We start from the raw sequence: 23,645 nt of genomic DNA, 5'->3' as shown, positions 1-23,645 counted from the left end.
GAGAGGAAGCATGCCGAAATGAAGAAGCTAAGTTCAATCAAAAAACCTATTTCCTTAGCCATGGCTGCAGTCTTGACGCTCACCCTTGTAACCGGTATCTTTAATTTCAGACCCGCAACGGCACAGGCCGCTTCAGTCGAACAGACAAGGTTTCTGCAAATGTACAGCCAGCTGAAAGACCCGGCGAACGGCTATTTTTCGGCTGAAGGCGTTCCGTATCATTCGGTGGAGACCCTGCTCAGCGAAGCGCCTAATTATGGACATATGACTACCTCGGAGGCATACAGCTATTGGATGTGGCTGGAAGTGCTGTATGGCTATCATACGGGAGACTGGAGCAAGCTGGAGTCCGCCTGGGACAACATGGAGAAGTACATTATCCCGGTTAATGAAGGGGATGGTGTGCAGGAGCAGCCGACAATGAGCTATTACAACCCGAACAGCCCGGCGACCTATGCCTCCGAGTTCGGACAGCCGGATCAGTATCCAAGCCCGCTTAACGGCAAATACAGTCCCGGAAAAGATCCGCTGGATGCCGAGCTGAAGTCCGCTTACGGCAACAACCAGACCTATCTGATGCACTGGCTGGTGGACGTCGACAACTGGTACGGTTTCGGGAACCTGCTGAATCCTGCGCATACGGCTGCTTACGTGAATACTTTCCAGCGGGGCACCCAGGAATCTGTCTGGGAGGCTGTACCGCATCCTTCACAGGATGACAAATCGTTCGGCAAAACCAATGAAGGCTTCATGAGCCTGTTCACCAAAGAAAGCAATGTCCCTGCGGCACAGTGGCGGTATACCGATGCTACCGATGCCGACGCGCGTGCTGTACAAGCTATGTACTGGGCCAAAGAGCTTGGCTATAACAATACTGTATATCTGAACAAAGCCAAGAAAATGGGCGACTATCTGCGGTACGGCATGTATGACAAATATTTTCAAAAGATCGGCAGTGCCGCAGACGGCACACCGGAAGCCGGAACGGGCAAGGATGCCAGCCATTATCTGCTGGCCTGGTATACAGCATGGGGCGGCGGACTGGGCGCCAGCGGGAACTGGGCCTGGAGAATCGGCGCCAGCCATGCGCATCAGGGCTACCAGAACGTAGTCACAGCGTATGCCCTTTCGGATCCGGCCGGCGGACTGGTTCCGGCTTCGGCAACAGCAGGACAGGATTGGAGCAAATCATTAACCCGCCAGCTGGAATTCTACAATTGGCTGCAGTCCTCCGAAGGCGCTATAGCAGGCGGAGCCACGAACAGCTATAACGGGTCATACAGCGCTTATCCAGCCGGTACAAGCACTTTCTACGGCATGGCCTACGATGAAGCTCCCGTCTATACCGATCCTCCGTCCAACAATTGGTTCGGCATGCAGGCATGGAGTGTGGAGCGGGTAGCTGAGCTGTATTACATTCTGGCATCGGGCGGGGACACCACCTCGGCCAATTTCCAAATGGCCAAACGTGTGATAGAGAACTGGATAGACTGGTCCACCGATTATGCCTTTGCCGGCAGCCGTCCGCTCGCAGACGCCGAGGGCTACTATTTGAACAAGCAGGGACAACGGATTCTGGGCGGAGATGATCCCGAGGTGGCAACGGTATCCGCACCCGGCGAGTTCTGGATTCCAGGCAACGTCGAGTGGCAGGGACAGCCTGATACGTGGACCGGCTTCAGTACATTCAGCGGCAACAGCAATCTGAAGGCAGTTACCAAGAATCCGGGCCAGGATACAGGCGTGCTGGGCAGCTATATTAAGGCGCTTACGTTCTTTGCCGCAGGGAACAAGGCGGAGCACGGCAGCTATACTGCGCTTGGCGGAACGGCCTCGCAGCTGGCTAAATCACTGCTGGATACGGCATGGGGCTATAATGACGGGGTGGGCATCACCACAGTAGAGAAGCGCGGGGATTATTCCCGCTACTTCACCAAAGAAGTGTATTTCCCGGCAGGCTGGACCGGCACTTTTGGTCAGGGGAATACGATACCGGGCAGCACGACAGTGCCCTCAGATCCGGCAAAAGGCGGCAACGGAGTGTACGCAAGCTATACCGATGTGCTTCCGGCGATCAAAAATGATCCTAAGTGGAGTTATCTGCAAGGAAAATACAACAGCTCCTATAACCAAGCCACCCGAACCTGGGACAGTGGAGCACCTGAATTTACGTACCACCGTTTCTGGTCGCAGGTGGATATGGCAACGGCATATGCCGAATACGACCGTCTGATCAACACCCCCACCGAAGAACCGGCTGCCCCAAAAGCGCCTTCCAAGCCGGCAGCGGCTGCCGGAGATAAAGTGGTTGCGCTGAGCTGGAACAAGGTAAGGGGCGCGGACAGCTATACGGTTAAACGGGCCACAATCAGCGGCGGGCCATACACTGCATTAGGGAATGTCACGCAGGCCACCTACAGCGATACCAGAGTGGTCAATGATACGACCTACTATTACGTCGTAAGTGCCACTAACACAGCAGGGACCAGCCCGGACTCACCGGAAGTCTCAGCCAAGCCAACAGCTGTGCCCATACCAACGGTGGGTGATTTAGTGGTTCAATACCGCACAACGGATACGAACCCTGGCGACTCCCAGCTCCGGCCACAGCTGCGGATTGTTAATAATGGAACCACAGCGGTAGAACTCAGCAAGCTCAAGCTCCGTTATTATTATACCGTTGACGGGGACAAGGCGCAGCAGTTCAATGTGGATTATGCCACAGTGGGCAGCGGTAATGTGCTGGGCAGCTTTGTGAAGCTCGTTCCCGCTGCAACAGGAGCGGATTATTACGTGGAAATTTCATTCAGCCCGGCAGCCGGGAGCCTCGCACCAGGTGCGAACACCGGAGAGATCCAGCTGCGCATCAACAAAACGGACTGGAGCAATTACAATGAGACAGGGGATTATTCTTACAATCCGGCCAAAACCGCCTACACCGACTGGAGCCGGGTGCCCTTGTATTTGAACGGGGTGCTGGTATGGGGGCTTCAGCCTTAACTCAGCGGGTGGTCTGATACAGGCATGACCTAAGAGGCCCTGCATTTCCCAAGCCAAAGGATGAAAAAGAACCTTCAACTCCACTGTTTTTGTGGGTCTGAAGGTTCTTTGGTTTATTACCTATCGTCAGCTGCTGTAAAATGAAGTTTACAGCTGCGGCAGCGGGACAACTTTCTCGGCAGCCTCGATGGTTCCGCCGCCCAGGCATTGTTCGCCCAGATAGAATACTACGGCCTGGCCTGGGGTAATCGCCTTTTGCGGCACATCAAAGGCTACATGCACCGTTCCGTCTTCCTGCGCAGTCAAGGTCACGCCCTGATCCGGCTGGCGGTAGCGGAACTTCGCGGTGCATTTCAGGGGGGCAGTCCCAAGGGTGCCCTCTTCAATCCAGTTCACGCCCGAAGCGGTCAAGCTGGTGGAGTACAGGCTTGGATGCTTGTCGCCTTGAACCACATAGAGAATGTTGCGGTTTAGATCTTTTTCGGCCACGAACCAGGGCTCACCGGTGCCGGAGCCGCCGATGCCAAGACCCTGGCGCTGACCCAGCGTATAGTACATGAGGCCCTCATGCCGCCCTTTGACTTCGCCGGTGGCGATATCCACCATGTCACCGGATTGTGCCGGCAGGTACTGGCTCAGGAATTCCCGGAAGTTGCGCTCGCCGATGAAGCAGACGCCGGTGCTGTCCTTTTTCTTGGCGGTGTACAGTCCGGCTTCTTCGGCGATCCGGCGCACTTCAGGCTTCGGCAGATGTCCGATCGGGAACATGGCTTTGGAGAGCTGGTACTGGTTCAGCGCATTGAGGAAATAGGTCTGATCCTTGTTGCTGTCCACTCCGCGCAGCAGCTTGAAAACGTCGTCTTCTTCAATTACCCTTGCATAGTGGCCAGTGGCAACATAATCTGCGCCAAGCTGCAGCGCCTTATTCAGGAATTCCCCGAACTTGATCTCGCGGTTGCACATCACATCCGGATTAGGCGTCCGTCCGGCCTTATATTCATCGAGGAAATAGGAAAAGACTTTATCAAAGTATTCCTTCTCGAAATTAACGGTATAGTAAGGAATATCAATCTGCTCGCATACACGGCGGACATCCTCGGCGTCGGTCTCGGCTGTGCACACGCCGAACTCATCGGTATCGTCCCAGTTCTTCATGAAGATGCCGATGACGTCATAACCTTGCTGCTTAAGCAGCAGCGCTGTAACGGAGGAATCGACCCCTCCCGACATGCCGACAACGACACGTGTATCCTGATTTGCCTTTGTCATCGAAATCACCATTTTCTATGCAAAAAATACCGGTATCCTTGCAAAACACCCGGCTCATTGTGTATTATAACATACCTGTCTACCCCAGACTGCACACGACAGGGCAAATGGCAGCGGATCAGGCGGAAAATTTGACAATTTGTCCACCACTGGCGAACATTATTGCAAAAAGTTACAGTTTGCGCTCCAAATATGCCCAAGGATATGATAACATAAGCTGAGAGCAAACATCGGAATACGTTGATATGACATTTCTCATGTCAAGCCAGCGATACCAGCAACTAAACCGAAAGAGGTGCACCTTTGAAGATATCAACAAAAGGACGCTATGGATTAACCATTATGATGGAGCTCGCCCTGAAATTTGGCGAAGGTCCCACATCCCTTAAGAGTATTGCCGAGAAAAACGGGCTGTCCGAGCATTACCTGGAGCAGCTGATCGCCCCGCTGCGCAACGCAGGACTGGTGAAGAGTATCCGCGGAGCCTACGGCGGCTATATTTTGTCACGTGAAGCCGGTACGATTACCGCCGGAGACATCATCCGCGTGCTGGAAGGGCCGATTTCGCCTGTGGATTTCACCGAAGAGGACGACCCGGCTAAGCGCGACCTCTGGCTGCGCATCCGCGACAGCATCGCCGATGTCCTGGACTCCACCACTTTATCCGACCTGATCAACTTTAAAGAGGAGAGTCATGCGGATAATTACATGTTTTATATCTAGAGGGATTGTCGGGAACCCTTGGGGGACAAGGGCTTACGGCGGTTTGGGGGACTAGCGTTACCCGCACTTTACCCGCATTAGGTTAGTTATTGATTGCCCATTCAAAATCATCTGCCATAGACATCTGGCGTTGCTAAGCAACATGAAGATATATTTGCTCAGTGACTTTAGATCGTGTCTTATAACCGATCGGGCCTGAATAAGTTAAACGGCCTTCGTGGTAACACATGAGGGCCGTTGCTTTTCTTATTAAATAGAACAACGTTCCCGATATACCGGGAACGACGGTTGGTCTGCGGACTTCGCTGAACATAAAGGGCAGTGAAAACACTTGGAATCAAATTATTGCTGCACAGAAAGCTTCAACCACTACCGTAACCGTGGCCCATAGTTTGAACCAACATTTGAGTGCTACAGTTTGCTATGGAGTCGATAGTATCTACAAGTACTCTCCAATTTGAAGTTTGTATTGTTCTTTCTCTTTTTCATCTGCTTGGTGCCGATGCTGCCCAAACAGATCGACACATTTGATGACCGTACCTTCGTTATTGATTTTAGCAGATGATTCCAAACTTTGCAGGATGAAGTTAATCCCTTCTTTGCGCTTGTTATGTAAATAATAGGCTGCCAGTTCAACGAGGAATCGGGTGTGTTGGTCCGACATAACCTGCTGATTGTATTCGCCAAATTCTGTAGAATAGGTCCGGTAGGGGATATAGGCAGCAAACCGGTCCAGAATGTAATCAACATTCCAATCATAGCGGTTAGCCGATAAGATAATATTGTATAAAGCTATTAATATCTCATCTGTTCGGAGGGAGATATATTCGATATATTCAGAGAGCGCCTCATATTGTCCTGCCAACACCCGATAGAGCAGACTGTTCGCGGTGCCCCACTCCTGAAACTGGGCTACAGTTCGCTTCACTTCCTCATTGTTTTCCTGGATCCAGCTTCCATCCATATAGAGGGACACCCAATCTAATGCCGATTTGTAGTCTCCAAATTCATCACACACGGTTGAACGGATAATCTGCGCGTACAGAATATAGAAGTAAGGGTTTTCTCGGGGGGGTTCTCGTCACTCTCTCTACGGTCCGACTGGCGCTGTAGCTTATAGCGAATAGTTGCTAATCGCAGCATCTCCTTCGCTAGTTCATCCACCTTATGCCACCGATGCATTGAACCATAGACATGGGCCAAATGCTTCAAGCCATCCAACTGATCCGCTTCATCCAGCCGGTCCAGATAACATTCGAAGAGGAGAGCCGCCTGCAAATTCTGGGTCTGATCGTCGCCAAGGGCTATCCGGAACAAACGGAACTGGCCACTGCCAGCCGTTCGGAATTTTGATATTTCTCACTGGCGCTCACATTCTTATATAATAACGCTGCAGCCTGCCACAGCCCCTCCTGAAACAGCCCTTCCGCCACTTCGAACAGCATAGGGGCATACGTCAGATTCTCTAGCAGATTCTGAACGACCTGTTCAACGCAATCGAGACGTCCCAGCTCTGCCGACCGTAAAAGAAATGGCCGCAGACGCCGCCAAGTTGGTGACGAATAATAGAAGCATTCGTCCACATATAAGCTGTAGAAATGGTCCTCTGGAAGTTCCATCCCCTTGGTAATCCGCTCCAGGTGGTTCATGGCAATCGGCTGCTGGCCTTTAATTACCCGGCTGAGCGTACCTGATTAATTCCGTGGTCAATATTCAGATTAGTAGAAACAGCAAACTGGGGTAAGGGTTGCAATTAGTTCAGGAGGGAAGCCACAATGGTAACGACCTAATAAGGGCGGTGTAGCCGTTTCTACTTGAAAGAATTTATATGTTTTGGGGAAACTGACTTCCCCCTTTAACTGTAATATAGTGTGAAAAAATGTGGATATCTTGGAAGCCTCACAGGAATATACGCGATGGAGGAGGATAGGGCTCCATCCGCAGACTGAAGCGGACAGAGGAGCCCTTATTTTGCCAAAAATCTAACTTTATCTACAGTTACGGACTCAGGAGCCGTTATAACGTTCAATTGAGCCTGGAATAAAGGGGAAAGGGAGAAATAAAGGCATCTCAGTCCGTAATCCTGCGGAATAGCTGAATCTTCTATCCATAACGGCTCTCCTGTCCGTAACGGCTGCGGATCGATCGCGAAGGAATAGGGCGATCCGTCTTTACCGGCTTCTTCGCAGGTGCTAGTTGGAAAAAGGGAACTTATTTTTCCGGAAATTAAGAAATCCTGAGAGTGAAGTGGAAAAAGTAAACCTAATCACCCATGGCCTGGCGGCCACCGTCGGTCATGAAAATCAGGTGAAGTCAGAGTATATATTTGGTAAAATCGTGCTGTGGATCAGAGGTCGATTCAATATTGGTGAAACATCCCGTAACCTAATCTGACCAACTGCAACGACGAGGATCGCCGAGTGTTGCCACGAGCACGTGTATAAAATTTCACCTCTTTAGGTTGCATGATCCACGCATACTTTTAGCTTGGAGGTAGGGAATATGGATGCCATTCGTGAACGCTGTGCCGGGTTGGATATTCATCAGGAGACGGTGGTGGTTTGTCTACTGAGTGGCCCCCTGGAGAAGAAACCCAAGTCCGTGATCGAGACGTTTGGAACCACGACCCGCGAGCTTTTGAGATTACAGGAGTGGCTGGAGCAGCAGGGATGTACCGAGATTGCCATGGAAAGTACAGGGGTCTTTTGGAAACCCGTGTGGAACATTCTAGAAAGCACCTGTACGATCACGCTGGCCAACCCGCAACGCATCCGCAATATGCCCGGGAAGAAGACCGACGTCAAGGATGCCGAGTGGATCGCCAAGCTCCACCGCTGCGGCTTGATTGAGGGAAGCTTTGTCCCGGACGAGCCCATCCGCGATTTGCGTGACCTTACCCGGTATCTGCGCAAGCTTAAGCAAAACGCGACGCAAGAAAAGAACCGGATTCACAAAATTCTACAAGATGCCAACATTAAACTGACCACGTATGTCTCCGATCTTTTTGGCGTTTCCGGTCGTGCGCTACTGGACTCGATTGTGAATGGCGAAGTGCTGGAGGTGCATGAGGTCCGCAAGCTGGTGCATACCCGGCTGAAGATGAAGGTGCCTTCACTGGTCGAAGCGATGAACGGCCGACTACGTCTGCATCACCGGAAGATGATCCGGCGTCATTGGGATCATTTGCAGTATCTGGAGAGTGAAATGCAGACGTTGGAAGCTGAAATTGAGGAACTGGTGCAACCATACAGGAAGGAAATTGAACTGCTGGATACCATTCCAGGCGTGAGCACGGATGCCGCGGCGAGCATCGTGGCGGAACTGGGTACCGACGTGTCTCCTTTTCCAAGTGAAGCTCATCTGGCCTCTTGGGTCGGGGTGTGTCCAGCCAACCATGAGAGCGCCGGTAAAAAAAAAGTAAAAAGAACCAACGCGGGAACCGAGGTCTGAAAGCCGTACTCGTCCAGTGCGCTTGGGCAGCGAGCAAGTCCAAGAATAATCGGCTTTCCGCTATGTACAGTCGGATCGTGAAACGGGCAGGAAAACAGAAAGCCATCGTCGCTTTAGCCCATGCGATGATCCGAATCATGTATGTGATGCTTCGGGATAAAGTCCCCTATACCGAGCTGGGGACGGAATATCTGAACACCCCAGAGCAGACCGCAAATTACCTGATTAAAAAACTTCAAAAGCTAGGCTACCAAGTGGAACTGACACCTATTACATGATACCCACTTTTTAAAAAAATGAAGTTCCGATATAGGGGATCTTTAAAGCAAAATTTACTTTCGAGCTGTGAAGCGACAAAGTTATTTTCGTATAAATTGGGCCACATTTCTGGTCCAATGGCGAAATGAGCTGAATTAGTGTCCCTTTTTCCACTTCATCTGCCCGAGGGCAGGGTACTCCGGCAAATTAGTGTCCCTTTTTCCACTTAAAGAGTTGCCGTAGGATTCATGGGGAGCCGTTCTCCAGGTAACGCTAGAACCAAGACGGCTGCGCTGTCCCGTGGAGGAAGGCACAGCCGTTTTTGTTCTCTATGAATAGCCTCTTTGAAATTTCTAGTACATGTGGCGTAAAGTTCAACAGGTCCTTCTCCAAAAAATTTGGGGAGGACCTGTTTTTTTCGAGTAGATGTCACAGATTGTTATTGCTCCAGGATGAAGGATTCAAGGTGGATTGGAGTCCCTGCCTCATCAAATGAAAAATGGAAGCAAAAACAAAGAGGCAACGGAACCAAAGGGTATGCGTCTCGGAAAAAAGCGGCGTCTTGGGAAAAAACCTGGAAAGAATCCAAACTGTCTATAGGTAGATGCTTGCGCCGGCATTCCATTCATATGACCCATCATTTCGTTTGTGGGAATCGCGAGGGTAACATAATCCTGATCGACGTGTGCAATAAACCCATCGTGTGATTGACCATCAGTCGTAATTATTCCAACGTATTTATTCATGCAACTCCAACTGACTTGTTGATAATTTGTATCCATGGATAACCTCCTCAAATGATATCTCCACAACAGTCTATGGACTTCAACCCATTGTGTTCACGGCGAATGCCTATATTTCCAAGATATCGCCTGAGTCGATTAAAAAGAAAAAAGCCCCCGATTAAAGGAGGCCCATGAAGATTATAAAAGAGTCAAAGGTAATGCCTATTTTCTTTTATTGCGTTTTTTAATTCCTGACACATTACATCTTTAACAGTGCATTCATAAAAGTGTTGAGGAACCGGCACACAATGATGTTGTCTTATGATTTCAATCGGGTGAATCACTTGAACATAAGAAACCATTTATCATTGAAAATGACCACTTTTTAGCCAGCGCTTTCTTTCACCTCATCAACCAGTTCCTTAGCGTCATTCCGCACAGTGCCCACCGCTGACGACACAGGATACGCGCGCATCTGATCCGCAGAATAGGGCTGCAGCAGTTTCATCAGGTCGGGAACCTGACGGTTATTGCGGTCAAGCCACTCCGATTCTGCCTCGCGGCTGAGAATAACCGGCATCCGGTCATGGATATCCGCCATCAGACTGTTGGCCCCGGTGGTGATAATGGTGCAGGTGCTGAGCCTGTTGCCGCTGGCATCCATCCATATGTCGTACAGGCCGGCCATGGAAAAAAGCTCCCCGCTCTTCAGCGTAATCCGCATCGGCTGCTTCCTTCCGTTCTGCTGCTTCCATTCATAGAATCCGTCTGCCGGGATGATGCAGCGGCGCGTGCTGATCAGGTTTCTGAAGGCAGGCTTGTCCTGAAGCGATTCACTGCGTGCATTGATCATTTTGCTGCCGATTTTGTCTTCTTTGGCCCAGGAGGGCACAAGTCCCCAGCGCAGCTTTCCGAGCCTGTTCTGTTTGCCGTCATGAATGACCGCCGGGATAGACTGCATCGGGGCCGCGTTGTATTTCGGCGCATAATGGACAATCGTGGTGTCCTCAATTAAATACCACAGCATCAATTCTTCCATGCTTACGGTAATGGTATATCTTCCGCACATTTTGCAACACCCCCTTGTGTCTCTGAAGGTTATATTGTTTTATTATAAATGAAGTTATGGAATAAATGCGAAGGAGAGAAATTCCATGATCATCGTAAGCTCCTGCCTGGCAGGAATGAAGGTAAGGTACAACAGTACAGATTGCCTGGATGAGACCATTCACCAGCTGCTGGATAATAACCGGGCGGTGGCGGTATGCCCCGAGCTTCTTGGCGAGTTCTCCACTCCGAGAGAGCCGGCGGAAATTGTTGGCGGTGATGGGGGAGCCGTACTTGACGGAACTGCGAAGGTGATGGACCGGCTGGGTAACGATGTCTCCGAAATGTATATTCTAGGTGCCTATAAAGCGCTGGAGCAGGCACGGAACGCAGGAGCGTCGATTGTAGTTCTCAAAGAAAACAGCCCTTCCTGCGGGAGCTCCATGATCTACAATGGCGCATTTGCCGGCCAGAAAATTCCGGGTGAAGGTGTGACCGCTGCGCTGCTCAGACGAAATGGCATCGAGGTGATTTCTGAGGAACAGCTCCCTGCCAGATTGGGAGAACTGGGAGCCCTGGATAAATAACGGGCCGATTCGTACTAAAAGGCTGTTTCAGGTACACGTATACACGCAACAATTATTTGGATATTGCTCCCGGCAGCCCATGTCTACTTATTACAATATTGTGTTTATTGACAGGTGGTAAAAGAACTGGTTCGGCGTTATAATCGAGTAGTCCTGTATGAAAATCCTGAATAAAGAAGAAGCGGAGAACCATCGTCATGAAACCGATCTATTTGGACCACGCCGCCTCGACCCCGGTGCATCCGGAGGTGGCGAAGGTCATGTACAATATGCTGCTTGAGCAGTTTGGCAATGCGTCCAGTGTGCATACATACGGGCGTTCTGCCAAAAAGATGATCAATAGCGCGCGCGACACTATTGCGGGCTTTTTGGGCTGTGCGCCGGATGAATGGGTATTCACCAGCGGCGGCACCGAGAGTGATAATCTCGCCCTTTTCGGTGCGGCTTCGGCTTCGGCCCACAAAGGGAAGCATATCATTACGACAGCTGTAGAGCATCATGCGGTCCTGCACACCTGTGAAGCGCTGGAGAAGCAGGGCTTTTCGGTTACTTATCTGCCGGTCAATACGGAAGGGCGTGTATCTGCTGCCGATGTAGAAGCGGCTTTGCGCGAAGATACGGTGCTGATCAGTGTGATGTTTGCGAATAATGAGGTAGGAACTGTAGAACCTATACAAGAGATTGGCAGATTAGCCGCAGAGCGCGGCATCCTGTTCCATGTCGACGCCGTACAGGTGCTTGGTCTGCTGTCTATTGCTCTTCGCGAGCTTCCAGTGGATTATATGAGCTTCACCGCTCACAAAATCAACGGCCCTCAAGGGATCGGCGGTCTCTACGTCCGGCGCGGCGCTCCCTTGCAGCCCAGACAGCATGGCGGACTGCAGGAGCGCGGCAGACGGGCAGGGACCGAAAGCCTAGCAGGTGCTGCCGGATTTGCCAAAGCCGTAGAGCTTGCGGTTACGGGGCTGGAGCAGCGGAGGGAGAAGGCGTTAACGCTGAGGACAGTGCTGCTGCAGGAACTGGACCGCCGGATCGGCCGAGAGAGCTACGTCATCAACGGGGACAAGCAGCATTTTTTGCCGGGGATCCTGAATCTGAGTTTTCCTGGAGTGAGCACCGATGTAATGCTGATGAATCTGGATATGGAGGGGATTGCAGCCGCAAGCGGTTCGGCCTGTACTTCAGGCTCCCTGGAAATCTCGCATGTGCTTCGGGCGATGAAGCTTCCGGATGAACTTTTGAATTCGGCGATTCGTTTCAGCACAGGTATGGGTAATACTAATGAAGAAATGGAGTACGTGGCCCAAAAAGTTGAAACCATCCTGAAACGGCTGCGTAAGTAAGATTGGGCTGTTTTGCAGCCTTGTCGCCGGTTTAGGGTTTGAGTGTTCTTCAACTGTGAGGGAAACCGTAAGTACACTCAAAGTGAGGGGACATTAACAGCCATGAAACTTCAAGAAATGATCGGCTTGGCTGTATACGAGGTTGAAGAAGGTAACGAAATCGGCAAAATTGTCGACATATTACTGGATTCAAACTGGAATATTACGGGTATTGAACTGGAAAGCAAAGCTTTTTTCTCCAGTCATGTGAAAGTTGTGGCATGGGAAGATATTGTCGCTTACGGCGAGGATGCTGTCATGATCCGCAGTAAAGAGTCGATTGTCAAGGCCGATACTGACCATATACCCTATACATTCCTTCTGGGAAAAAAGAAATTGAAGGATCTTCAGGTGCTTACGGCATCCGGAACAATTCTTGGCCGGGTATCCGATGTTTATTTTGACCAGAAGTTGGGAAACACAATAGTAGCGCTGGAAATCAGTGACGGGTTAGTAACTGATTTGATCGAAGGCCGCAAATGGCTGCCTTGTTCTGAAGGAATGTCCATTGGGGAGAATTCGGTGCTGGTTCCCGCGATGAGCGAAGAACGGCTTCAAAAAGCCATTAATATTGTTAACGGATAGGTGGAATGTATTATATGAAGTGTCCAAACTGCAACTCCAAGGATATCGGCAAGATTGGTTCCCACCAGTTCTATTGCTGGGGCTGCTTCATCGAACTGACAGTCAACGGCGAGAAAATGTCGGTGTATCAGGTGGAAGAAGACGGTACACTCAGCTCGCTTGATGATCTGTTCTCCGGGGAAGAGATTGCCCAGGATTATCCGCAGATCCATGCATCTTCCTGATCCTTAGCCTGGTTCATGCTCCAAATGAGTTACATAGACTCATCGTGCCCAATTCCCGGGCGGCTGCTGCAGCCGCTTGAGGATTGGGCTTTTTGCTTTTTTTTTGCGAAAGTTGCATCTTTGTTATACGCCCTAAGGAATTGGTATGTTACCTGCAGGGAGCGGACCCTATACTGAAATCGACCGGCAGCAACGCCGGAATTCTATCAGGATCTTACCGTAAAGGAATATCCAAATTTCTAATTGCGGTTATGCTGCTGTCAGGGCTTCAGCTTCCGGAAACACGGGACCGGCACAAGCAGCAGCGGGGATGGACGGGTTTCCCGGATCAGCCGCAAGCGCAGGCGGCACTACTGCAGCCGGAACGGCAGCGTTTGCACGGACTACGCCGTTTATACCCTGGAATTTGACGTTACCGGAGGAAGCACATCCATCGGCCGTATTTCTTTCGAGCTGGGAAATATTGCGGACGGAGGCACAGGGCAGCTTGCGGTAGACGTTGATGATATTGTGCTGACGAACAACGGAACGGTGTCTGTACCTTGAGACAAGCTTTATAATTTGGTATCCAGGCTTGGGATTTGGTATTTAGACCGGCAAAAAACGCTTTTATAATCTAAATATGGAGGACGGGCGACCGTTCTCCGAGATCTTCAAACGACAATGGGGGAGATTTATTGTGAAAAAGACAGCAGTATCCATTAGTGCGCTGCTCCTGGCATTTTCAGTGGCTGTCAGCGGATGTGGGGGCAGCAATAATTCTGCTAACAACGGAGAAAAGAAAGAAAATTCCAGCGCAACTACGGCTTCTGCAGCTCCAAGCACAGAACCGGTTACCCTGAACGCCTGGGTGATGCCGAACAGTCCCAAACCGGATGCGGATTTCATGAAGACCCTTGATCCCTACCTGAAAGAGCATCCGAATGTCACCGTCAAGGTAACGGTGCTTGACTGGGGCTCCGCCTGGACTAAGATCACAACAGCGGCTACAAGCGGCGAAGGCCCGGACCTGCTTCAGCTTGGATCGACCTGGGTGCCGGCAATCGCCAGCATGGGCGGCATTGACAAAGTGACTGACAAAGTGGCCGATGTGGGCGGTGCTGAGGCCTTCTTGCCGGCGATCTGGAAAACAACATCCATCGCAGGCGACAGCGAGGTGTACGGAGTGCCTTGGTTCGTGGATGCGCGCGCCATTTACTACCGGACCGATGTATTCAAGCAAGCCGGGGTAAATCCGGAAACCGCGTTCAAGGATTGGGATTCCTTCAAAAGCGCGCTGGAAGCGGTCAACGGACAAACGGTCGACGGCAAGAAGATCGCTGCACTGGGACTTCCGGGCAAGAACGACTGGAACGTAGTGCATAATATTTTCCCTTGGATCTGGGCCGCAGGCGGCGATGTTCTCTCGGAAGACAACAAAAACGTAATCTTCAACGAAGAGAAAGGTCTTAAAGGCGTAATGTTCTACACAGGACTTGCACATGAAGGTCTCGTCGATAAGTCCTCGCTTGAAAAGAACTCGTCGCAGATCGAAAGTGATTTCGGCGACGGCAAATCGGCGGTGATTATCTCCGGACCGTGGCTGGCCAAAAACTTTGCTACACCGAAGGCAAACGGCGGCATGGACGACAAAAAGGCAGCGAAGAACTTCGCGGTGGCCCCGCTTCCAGCCGGTCCCGGCGGACAATCTACCTTTGTCGGCGGCAGCGAGCTGACGGTGTTCAGCGGCTCCAAAAACAAGGAAGCCACATGGGAGCTTATCAAATACCTGACCTCCGATGAAGCGCAGAAAACCTACGCCAATGTATCCGGCCAGCTCCCTACCAAGCTGTCCATTCTGGATGCGCCGGATCTCGATGCCAATATGAAAGCCTTCTCGGAAGCAACAAAATACGGAAAAACCTATCCATCCATTCCGCAATGGGGCCCAACGGAAACGGCACTGCAAAAGCATTTTGCTAACATTTGGGATATTGTCGCCGGTGTGAAAGGCAAATACAGCGAAGAAAGCGTCAAGCAAGAGCTGGACTCCGCAGCGTCTGAAGTCAAAGCGATTATTAATCAATAACTACTAAGATTCCGGGAGGCCGCCCCCTGAGTGGGCACGGCGGCCCCTTCCATTCATAAAGCGAGGGATAAGAGATGGGACTCCATACTGAGAATAACCTTCCCGCCAAAGCCCCATCCCGCAAGCGCGGGCTGTGGCGCAAACGGGTCAGAGATAACAAGTTCGCCTATATGCTGATGGTGCCGACCATCATCTTCATGATGCTGGTACATTTGCTACCGATGCTGCAGGGAATCTGGATGTCATTTTTGAAGCTGAACCAGTTTACGCTGGTCAAATATTTGAAGGCGCCGTTTGTCGGGCTGGACAACTATGTTGGCCTGTTGTTCAACTCCGATAATCCGGTCCGCCAGGGGTTGAATTTTGCAATCCGCAACACCGCGATTTATGCCGTCATCGTCACGATCGGGGTAATGATCATGGGGCTTATGATGGCCATGCTCCTGAACCGCGATTTCCCCGGCCGCGGCATAGCCCGTACGGCGATGCTGCTCCCCTGGGTCGTCCCGTCTTATGTTGTCGGCGTGCTTTGGGGCTTTATGTGGCAGCAGAATGGCATTATCAACTATATTCTGGTCGACGTTCTGCATCTCTTCGCGGAGAAGCCGTTCTGGCTGCTCGGAACGAATACCATCTGGGCGATCATTATCCCGACCATCTGGCGCGGCTGGCCGTTCCTGATGGTCATTTTCCTGGCTGGATTGCAGACCATTCCCGATGATATCTACGAAGCGGCTACCATTGACGGCGCGGGCAAGTTCCGCCAGTTCTGGAACATGACGCTGCCGATGCTCAAGCCGGTTATTGCGGTACAGCTTTTATTCCAAATCATCAACAATGTCTACTCTTACAATATCGTTTCCACGATGTTCGGCAACGGCGCCGGATATCCGGGGGAGTGGGGAGATCTGCTGATGACGGCCTTGACCCGCCAATCCTTCGGCTATTGGTCGTTTGGTTCCGGTTCTGCCGCTTCAATGATGCTGATGGTCGTAATGCTGATGGTAGTCGGCGTTTGGTACCGGGCCTTTAGAACGGAGTTGAATGCCCAATGAGTATACACCGCAAACGTTCTGTCACTTCGTTTCTGCTGACTTCGCTGACCTGGTTCATCGTTGTAGTGACCATCTTTCCGATTCTGTGGATGATTTTTACCTCCCTCCACTCGAACGACCAGATTTTGAACGGCATCACTACCTTCAGTTTGCCGAAGCCGCAGTGGGTCAATTATGTCAACATGTGGGACACGGTTAATTTCGCCATCTATTTCCGCAACAGCCTGCTGATCTGCGGCGCAACGACTCTGCTTGCCGGTGCTTTCGCCGTCCTGGCCGGATATGCGCTGGCGCGGTTTGATTTTCCGGGGTCGAAGCTGTTCAGCATGAGTATCATATCCACTCAGCTGATTCCGGGGATTATGTTCCTGTTCCCGATTTATCTGATGTTTCTGTGGATTAAGAATACGTTTGGTTTGCCGATGATCAACACGTACTGGGGAATGATTCTCGTCTATACGGCGTTCTATACCCCGATCAGTATCTGGATTATGCGCGGTTTCTTTGTCTCCATCCCAAGAGATCTGGAGGAGTCTGCGGTAATTGACGGCTGCTCGAAATTTCAGGCCTTCTACAAAATTATTCTGCCGCTGTCTGTGCCCGGCATTATTGCGACCGGCATCTTTATCTTCCTTACGGCGTGGGATGAGCTTCTCTTCGCCTGGGTATTGACGACCAGCTCTGATGTACAGACGATTCCAGTCGGCATCCGCCTGTTTGTCGGCCAGTACAACACCCGCTATGATCTGTTGATGGCGGCTTCCACAGTTGTAACTGTGCCGGTTATGGTGATATTTTTCATGACTCAGAAATACTTTATTAGCGGTATGACTGCGGGGGCCGTCAAGGGCTGATCCGTGAATGCCAGGAAAGGAGAAAGCAATGATGTTGAAATTTACTACCGCAAGAGAAGCAGCAGCATCGGCCGGAGATATCCTGAGACAAGCGTTTGCCGGCCGGATTGGCACGGGCACGCACGTTAGCGCCCTCTTTACCGATTCAGAACGCCGTGGAGCTGTAGGAATAGCAGGTTTGCCGCTTCGGCTGCCTGCCATTCAGGAGCTGCTCAAGCTGCCCGCCGTGGCCGCACTGCTGCCGGCTGAAGCCGGCGCATCCGCGCTGTTCACCGTTAACAGTGAGGGTACAGAACTGTCGCTCTATATCCGGCACGCCGGAAAAGAGGAACAGACCGCCCAAATCCCGGAGGCGGCTGTAAGCGAGGCTCTGGCACAGCTGCAAGCTGCACCGGGCTGGGCTGGGATACTTAACGCCGAGGGGGAGCATGTAATCGACCTGCGTTCACCCGTGCCGGGCCCGCATTTCGCGGTCAATCTGCTGCTCGGAAACCGCCTGCGGTTTCCACATCCGCTTCAGACCACGCCCAAGAGCGTTGTTGACCGCTTCGGCGGCGGCAGCTTCCGCTCGCACGCCGCAACCCAGGTGCTGGCCACCCGCTGGGATATGCGCCAGGAGGAGAACGGCTTCCCGGCCAACCGGCAATTTTACCTGTTTGAAGACGGCAAGCAGATTTTTTATTCCGCAGACCCCGGCGACGAAGGGATTGAATCGGCAGTCTGCACGCATTCGCAGAATGCAACCGTCATAAGCTACCGCACCCGCTGCGGACTGGAAATCACCCGTACCATCTTTATCCTGCCGCATGCCGAAGGTATGCCTCTGGCGACTGAAACGCAGCGGATTGAAATTGTGAACCGCGGAGACGCGGGCCGCCGTCTTCGGATAGTCTACACGGGGATGTTTGGTTCCGCCGCTCCGGGGGCGCTGTTCGAGGATGTGCTGTACAGCAACGTCATCATGCAGGGCGGCGTGCTTCAGGATGCTTCGGGAGCCGTAGCGGCCATCAGTCCCGATTATTATCCGGAAGGCGGCCGTCACGATCTGCGCTTCCACACGATGATCATACATGGGGAAGGCGGGCCGGTGCTGCCGCGCGAATACTGCGTCAGCTACAATGAATTCGTCGGTACAGGCTCCCTGCACCGGCCGGCTGGAGCGCTAAAGCTGAGCAGTATTCTGCACCGCAAGGGACCGGGCTTCTTCGCCGTAGCCGGAGAACTCCATATTCCTGCCGGAAGCTCGGCAGCGGTTGACCAGTTGACCGGACTTGTCTCCGATAAGAGCGGCGCGCCTTGGAACGACACGGTGCTGGCGGACGAAGTGGGCGCGCTGGTCGCCCGGTTCTCCGACCGCAAGGCGGCCGAATCGGCGCTGGCCGAATCGTCCGGCTTCGTGCGGGATTATGGCAAGTTCCTGCAGGTATTCACCGGTGACGAAAATTTTGATGTGTTTGTCAACCGCAATCTTCCGTTTCAGGTGTTCTACCAAACGTTCGTCTCCCGTTCCTTTTGCCAGACACAAAAAGGGTACAGGGAAATTGGTTTCCGCGAAATCCAGGATTTGTACGCTTCGATGTATTATTTTACCGGTATGGGACAAAGCGCTCTGGTGAAAAGCCTGCTTAAAGAATGGACCGGCATGGTGTTCGAACTGGGCTATGCTTATCATAATTTCTTCTGGGCCGGCAAGGAGCCGGGCAAATGGTCCGACGATGCGTTATGGCTTGTTCAAGCCGTCTACCGTTATGTCATGCTCACAGGAGATCTTGAATTCCTGGATGAGTCCTGCCCGGTGGCGGGACAAGAAACCAGCCGTCCGGTCTTCGAGACCTTGAAGGCGGTCATTGTCTATTCGGGGTGGATTTCGGTGGGCCGCCACGGCCTTCCGCTGCTGGACTACGCCGACTGGAACGACTGTCTGAAGCTGGATGACACGTATCTGAACGGACCGGCCAAGGAAGAGCGCTACCGGAAGCAGCTGCAAGCGGGCGGAGTCTTCGGTGATCCGCTGGACAGCGATTATTCCGAGAGCGTCATGAATGCTTTTCTGCTGAAGGTGGCGGTGGATGAACTGTCCATACTGGCCGCCCGGAAGGGAGAGCAGGACTATGCCGCGGAGCTGGACCGTTTCGGGGCAGAGCTGCGTGGACGTATTCAAGAGCATGCCTGGAAGGATAACTTCTTCGCACGCGTGCTGTTCAACCGGTATGCGGACGGCGAATACACATATTTGGGAGCCGCCGGGGACGGTCTGTCTTCAGATCCAGCCGCTGACGGTTCTTACTTCCTGAATTCTTTTAGCTGGAGCATCCTGTCCGGCTGCGCGGATGAAGCGCAGATCACTGTGATGCTGGATACCATGAAGTCGCATCTCATGACCCCTTACGGATTGAAGCTGGTCTCGCCTGTTGCACTGGGCCGGGTGTCCTCCCACACGGCTTCGGACGAATACTTTCCCGGCGACCGGGAGAACGGCGGCGTGTTCAAGCATGCCTGCATGATGGCCGCCGCAGCGATGTTCAAGGGGGCCAAGGAAGTGTCGGATGCGGGACTTGCCGCCGAACTGGGCCGTTTCGGCTACTGGCTGCTGGACCGGATCATGCCGTTTAAGACGATGGAAGATCCGTTCGCCATCTGCGGAAATCCGAGATTCTGCACCCAATACAATAACAGCGAGACCGGTGAGAACATTGGTCCGATGCTAAGCGGCACCTCGACCTGGCTCACCCTCTCGCTGATGGAAGCGCTTGGCATTGAATATACGGCGCAGGGCATTGCGCTCAATCCGATCCTGCGGGAAGAGCAGACGGAGCTCTCCTACACCCTGAAGCTCGGCGGCTCTTCGTATTGTATCCGGATCAGCAAGCCGGAGGGCTTCCGCCGGATGCAGAACGGCACAGCCCGTCTGACGCTGGATGGCCGGGCGCTTGAGAATGGTCTTGTCCCGACCCCGGATGACGGGCTTACCCATGAGGTGGAGCTGCATTTTGAAAATTAAGGACGTTACAAAGACCGATCACGGAACTCATGCGGGGTCATGCCGGAGTATTCCTTGAAGAGCTTAATAAAATAATGGGCGTTGGAGTAGCCAAGCTCGGCGGAAACTTCATAAATTTTCAGCGGCGTATGGATCAGCAGATACGCCGCTTTTTCCATCTTTGCCTGGCTGATATAGTCGCTGATCCGCTTGCCTGTCTCCAGCTTGTACATTTTGGACAGGTAGACCGGATGCATCTGGACATGATCGGCGATGGCCTGGAGTGAGACGTAGTGCAGATTGCTGTTGATATATTCATGAATGCTCCGAATCAGGACGGTCCGGCTGTCCCGGCGCTCTGACTCAAAATGCTCTCTCAGCAGAACGATGACCTCCAGCGCCCAATCCCGCAGCATGTCCGGCGTCTGAAAGGGAGCCTGCTCCAGCAGCGGATTGCCGACAATCTCGCTCAGCATTTTGTTGTTCTTGTGGGCAAAATAATAGAATGCCGTCTCCAGATGCAGGCGGGCTTCATGGATATGCTCCAGCGAGCGGTCCGGATTCCGGCCCAGCTCTGAAGCAATGGCATTGAGCTTATCTTCAATTCCCTGCCAGTTGTTCGCTTCGAACATATGAAAGAACAGCGGAGGCTCATAGAGCGGCTGAAGAATCTCCACAGGCTGGGAGCCGCTGTTGTCAGAAGCATCCAGATAGATGCCTGTTTCGCTGCCGATATGCTGGCGGATGGCCGAGATGGCGGATTGATAGAGCGTGTAGACCTGGTCTGGGAAGCCGCCCCAGCCTGTAGTCACCACGGAGAGGCCGCCTCCAATCAGCGTGCCGACATGGTTCTGCAGCTGATAGGCCGCCTGGGCGACATCATCCCCCGGATTGCCGCCGGCTTCAATGTCATCCCTGGGCTGCAGCAGAAATACGAGATAATCATGCACATCCTTGCAGGACCAGATGCGGAAACGGTTCTGGAACAGCTCCTGTGCGATATTGATGATCGCGTATTCGAACAGCAGCATGCTGTGCATGTCCTGGCGCCGGAAGAACTCCTCCGGTCTGACCACCGCAAGGCATACCGGCAGGGCGGTGGAGAGCGGCAGATCGAACTGGGCCAGCCGTTCCTCCAGCTGCGCCTTGGGCATCTTCCGTCCCTGCAGCAGCTCGCCGAGCAGGCGGTCCCGCAGGAGCGGAAGATGCTCGCGGAAGGTCTGCATCGTCCGCTGATAGGAAGACCATGCCTCCCATTCGCTGCGCAGCTCTTCCCGAAGCTTAACGATGACGGCGATCAGCTGGTCATTGGCAATCGGCTTAAGCAGGTAGGCGCTGGCTTGCTCCTCAATCGCCTTGCGGGCATATTCGAACTCGGCATAACCGGTCAGCATAACTACCCGGATATGCTTCCAGCGGCTGCGGATGGCGGCAATCAGTTCAATGCCCGAGATTTCCGGCATATTGATGTCAGTGACTACAATATCGATGGGATGACGCTGAAGCAGCTCCAGCGCCTCGTAACCGGAATAGGCTTTATGAACCTGTTCAAATCCCAGTTCTGCCCAAGGAAGCGAGATGGATAGGTCATCGACGACGTAGGGCTCGTCGTCAACCAGCAGAATTTGGTGCATAGGATTCCTCTTTCTTCTCCATGCGGAGAGTGATTTGTAGGCCGCCTTCAGATGAAGGGGCGATCAGAAGACCGGAAGAATCGCCATAATGCGTTTTGAGGCGCTGCTGGATATTCCATAGCCCGCAGCCTCCGTCCTCTCGCGTCGGTTCGGACATTCTCGCATGCAAAGAGGCAATGGCCTCACTGGTCATGCCCGCTCCATTGTCTTCAACGGTGACGGTGACCGTCTCTTGCGTCTGGCTGGCGGTGATCCGAATGAAGCCTTGGCCGATTTTTTTCTCAATGCCATGTATAATACTGTTCTCGACCAGGGGCTGAATCAGCAGCCGGGGAATGTGCAGACCCAGCAGATCATCGGCGATATCCATCTCGTAGCAGATGCGCTGCTTCCGCAAATTCTGAATTTCCAGATAGTTCTCCAGCAGCTTCAGCTCATCCTGAAGGGTGGTGAGGGAATGGTCGGCTTTGGTGATATACCGGTAATACTCGCCAAGATTAAGCGCCATGGCCTCCACTGAACCGGTGTCGCCAACAACAGCCTTGCTCTTGATAAAGAACAGGCAATTGTAAAGGAAATGAGGATTGATCTGCGATTGAAGCTGTTTCAAGTGGGCGTCCTTGGCCCGCAGCTGCTCCAGGTAGACCTGTTCAATCAGCGATTGAATCTTTTCCGCCATTTCATTGAACTCCTCGTTGAGCATCGTGAACTCAGGATTGGTCCTGGTATGGATGCGGGTAGACCAGCGTCCTTCCTTCATTCTGTTGAGGGAACGCAGCAGGAGGCTTACCGGACGCTGTACCTGACGATAGAGCTGCAGCGAGAACAGCAGGCTCATGGCCAAAAGGATGGCCGATCCCGTCAGGAAGGAATAACGGCTGCTCCGGATCGGCTGAAGAATCTGCTTTAGCGGCGAATAATGCACAACCTGCCAGTTAATGGCCGAAGATGGAACCGAGCTGACAAGAAAGCTGCCTTCCTTGAGGCTGAAAATATCCGAGCTCCCTTGCCCGGTTGAAGATGTCAGCGTTGCAACAATCCGCTCCGCCAATTCCCGGTCGGTATTGCGGGAGAGGATCACCCCGAATGCCGGGTGGAACAGGAAGGTGTCGCCCTTGTTTTGCGACTGGTAGGCATCGAACATCCGCTCAATATTGGATACGGGAAAATACATCGACATCAGCAGTCCCGCCTGGCGGGGATCATTCCTGCTCTCAATCGGGTCCGACAACAGCAGACGGAAGCCCGCTTCAGCGCTTCCCTTGTCCTCCGAAATATACTCCCAGCCCGCCGGTAAAGGCTTCCCAAGTATGGAGGAATTAAAGGAGAGAGAGGAATCCGACCCCAGGGTCTCGCCGCTGTGCGGCTTGTACAGGACAATCCGGTTCTCCCACGTGCTGGAGCTGGTCTGAAGGGAAAGCTTCTCCAGAACGGTCATAATGGTCTGGGCGGGATCGATGAGATGGCCCAATTGCCGGATCTGCTCATAGTCGCGGACGGTCGGATCTCTCTGCAGCGCATACATGCTGCCTGCCAATTGGTTGATATTATTGTCCATCTGCTGGGTCAGGAACTCAAGATGGTTCAAATCGGTCGTTTTGATCTGGCTCGTAATGACCCCGATATCCTTGCGGTAGGATAGTCCGTAGAATAAGAGCGTGACTGAAATAAGGGAAAGAAGAATCGCAACCATTTTAATAAACAGGTTCGGACGCCAGGCCATAAGATCATCCTTTTCAAAGACTTCGCTGTAATAGAAAAAAGTGTATCACACGATACTGAAGACGTTATGATACAATTTGTC

General features: G+C 52.5%; 21 protein-coding genes. 13 read left to right on the top strand and 8 right to left on the bottom strand.

The genetic code is table 11. The features are described 5' to 3' along the window. The first annotated feature begins 18 nt into the window (after positions 1–18). Positions 19–3,000, top strand: a complete 2,982-nt coding sequence (locus PRIO_RS26010) for a glycoside hydrolase family 48 protein (RefSeq protein ID WP_082118145.1) — start codon at positions 19–21, stop codon at positions 2,998–3,000. Positions 3,001–3,147: 147 nt separating this feature from the next. Here the strand turns inward: PRIO_RS26010 and mnmA are convergent, their stop codons facing one another. Beyond that, on the bottom strand, positions 3,148–4,269 hold the full coding sequence (gene mnmA, locus PRIO_RS26005; RefSeq protein WP_167345667.1) for a tRNA 2-thiouridine(34) synthase MnmA: 1,122 nt from the start codon (positions 4,267–4,269) through the stop codon (positions 3,148–3,150). Positions 4,270–4,572: 303 nt separating this feature from the next. Between mnmA and cymR the strand changes: the two genes are divergently transcribed. Further along, complete coding sequence (cymR, locus tag PRIO_RS26000) at positions 4,573–4,992, top strand: cysteine metabolism transcriptional regulator CymR (protein WP_020427770.1); 420 nt, start codon at positions 4,573–4,575, stop codon at positions 4,990–4,992. A gap of 439 nt (positions 4,993–5,431) precedes the next feature. Here the strand turns inward: cymR and PRIO_RS37065 are convergent, their stop codons facing one another. Genes PRIO_RS37065 through PRIO_RS37055 form a run of 3 tightly spaced genes read right to left on the bottom strand, consistent with a single transcriptional unit; the run spans position 5,432 to position 6,641 of the window. After that, positions 5,432–5,956, bottom strand: a complete 525-nt coding sequence (locus PRIO_RS37065; RefSeq protein ID WP_231869758.1) for a hypothetical protein — start codon at positions 5,954–5,956, stop codon at positions 5,432–5,434. Between the two features lie 17 nt (positions 5,957–5,973). Further along, positions 5,974–6,309 carry a hypothetical protein gene (locus PRIO_RS37060; RefSeq protein WP_231869757.1) on the bottom strand — a complete coding sequence of 112 codons (336 nt, stop codon included), beginning with the start codon at positions 6,307–6,309 and terminating at the stop codon, positions 5,974–5,976. Continuing rightward, complete coding sequence (locus PRIO_RS37055) at positions 6,297–6,641, bottom strand: hypothetical protein (protein WP_231869756.1); 345 nt, start codon at positions 6,639–6,641, stop codon at positions 6,297–6,299. Before PRIO_RS37055 ends, PRIO_RS37060 begins: the two co-directional genes overlap by 13 nt. Before the next feature lie 853 nt (positions 6,642–7,494). Here PRIO_RS37055 and PRIO_RS25990 point away from each other — a divergent pair. Then, entirely contained in the window at positions 7,495–8,442 is a 948-nt protein-coding gene (locus tag PRIO_RS25990; RefSeq protein ID WP_046501296.1) for an IS110 family RNA-guided transposase, read from the top strand. A 62-nt stretch (positions 8,443–8,504) separates the two neighbouring features. Next, entirely contained in the window at positions 8,505–8,720 is a 216-nt protein-coding gene (locus PRIO_RS37050) for a hypothetical protein (protein ID WP_052741404.1), read from the top strand. A gap of 468 nt (positions 8,721–9,188) precedes the next feature. On the opposite strand, the gene PRIO_RS25980 is transcribed toward PRIO_RS37050, so the two are convergent. Further along, positions 9,189–9,482, bottom strand: a complete 294-nt coding sequence (locus PRIO_RS25980; RefSeq protein WP_046505366.1) for a hypothetical protein — start codon at positions 9,480–9,482, stop codon at positions 9,189–9,191. Positions 9,483–9,810: 328 nt separating this feature from the next. Then, a complete protein-coding gene (locus PRIO_RS25975) occupies positions 9,811–10,494 on the bottom strand; it encodes an SOS response-associated peptidase (RefSeq protein ID WP_020428073.1) in 684 nt (227 codons plus the stop codon). Positions 10,495–10,579: 85 nt separating this feature from the next. Here PRIO_RS25975 and PRIO_RS25970 point away from each other — a divergent pair, with 85 nt between their 5' ends. From PRIO_RS25970 to PRIO_RS25930, 9 genes are all read left to right on the top strand, one after another. Further along, positions 10,580–11,059 carry a 2-thiouracil desulfurase family protein gene (locus PRIO_RS25970; RefSeq protein ID WP_020428074.1) on the top strand — a complete coding sequence of 160 codons (480 nt, stop codon included), beginning with the start codon at positions 10,580–10,582 and terminating at the stop codon, positions 11,057–11,059. Between the two features lie 197 nt (positions 11,060–11,256). After that, positions 11,257–12,402, top strand: a complete 1,146-nt coding sequence (locus PRIO_RS25965) for a cysteine desulfurase family protein (protein ID WP_020428075.1) — start codon at positions 11,257–11,259, stop codon at positions 12,400–12,402. Positions 12,403–12,504: 102 nt separating this feature from the next. Then, positions 12,505–13,026: a PRC-barrel domain-containing protein gene (locus tag PRIO_RS25960; RefSeq protein ID WP_020428076.1), complete on the top strand. Its 522-nt coding sequence runs from the start codon at positions 12,505–12,507 to the stop codon at positions 13,024–13,026. A gap of 14 nt (positions 13,027–13,040) precedes the next feature. Beyond that, on the top strand, positions 13,041–13,250 hold the full coding sequence (locus PRIO_RS25955) for a hypothetical protein (RefSeq protein ID WP_020428077.1): 210 nt from the start codon (positions 13,041–13,043) through the stop codon (positions 13,248–13,250). Positions 13,251–13,493: 243 nt separating this feature from the next. After that, positions 13,494–13,796: a hypothetical protein gene (locus PRIO_RS25950; protein WP_020428078.1), complete on the top strand. Its 303-nt coding sequence runs from the start codon at positions 13,494–13,496 to the stop codon at positions 13,794–13,796. Positions 13,797–13,929: 133 nt separating this feature from the next. After that, positions 13,930–15,318 (top strand): sugar ABC transporter substrate-binding protein, encoded by a 1,389-nt coding sequence (locus tag PRIO_RS25945; RefSeq protein ID WP_020428079.1) that lies wholly within the window; start codon positions 13,930–13,932, stop codon positions 15,316–15,318. 74 nt (positions 15,319–15,392) lie between these two features. Beyond that, on the top strand, positions 15,393–16,373 hold the full coding sequence (locus PRIO_RS25940) for a carbohydrate ABC transporter permease (protein ID WP_020428080.1): 981 nt from the start codon (positions 15,393–15,395) through the stop codon (positions 16,371–16,373). Further along, positions 16,370–17,227: a carbohydrate ABC transporter permease gene (locus PRIO_RS25935; RefSeq protein WP_020428081.1), complete on the top strand. Its 858-nt coding sequence runs from the start codon at positions 16,370–16,372 to the stop codon at positions 17,225–17,227. The genes PRIO_RS25940 and PRIO_RS25935 overlap by 4 nt, the downstream gene beginning before the upstream one ends. A 28-nt stretch (positions 17,228–17,255) precedes the next feature. Beyond that, positions 17,256–20,228, top strand: coding sequence for a GH36-type glycosyl hydrolase domain-containing protein (locus PRIO_RS25930; RefSeq protein WP_197545364.1), 2,973 nt, complete (start codon positions 17,256–17,258; stop codon positions 20,226–20,228). Between the two features lie 5 nt (positions 20,229–20,233). On the opposite strand, the gene PRIO_RS25925 is transcribed toward PRIO_RS25930, so the two are convergent. Together PRIO_RS25925 and PRIO_RS25920 are read right to left on the bottom strand one after the other, a co-directional pair. After that, positions 20,234–21,841 carry a response regulator gene (locus tag PRIO_RS25925; protein ID WP_020428083.1) on the bottom strand — a complete coding sequence of 536 codons (1,608 nt, stop codon included), beginning with the start codon at positions 21,839–21,841 and terminating at the stop codon, positions 20,234–20,236. Further along, positions 21,819–23,564 carry a sensor histidine kinase gene (locus PRIO_RS25920; protein WP_020428084.1) on the bottom strand — a complete coding sequence of 582 codons (1,746 nt, stop codon included), beginning with the start codon at positions 23,562–23,564 and terminating at the stop codon, positions 21,819–21,821. The genes PRIO_RS25925 and PRIO_RS25920 overlap by 23 nt, the downstream gene beginning before the upstream one ends. Between the last annotated feature and the right edge of the window lie 81 nt (positions 23,565–23,645).

This window comes from Paenibacillus riograndensis SBR5, from assembly GCF_000981585.1.
Classification (GTDB): domain Bacteria; phylum Bacillota; class Bacilli; order Paenibacillales; family Paenibacillaceae; genus Paenibacillus_AQ; species Paenibacillus_AQ riograndensis.
Note: the sequence above shows the minus strand (reverse complement) of the source record. Positions and strands in the feature narration are given on the sequence as shown.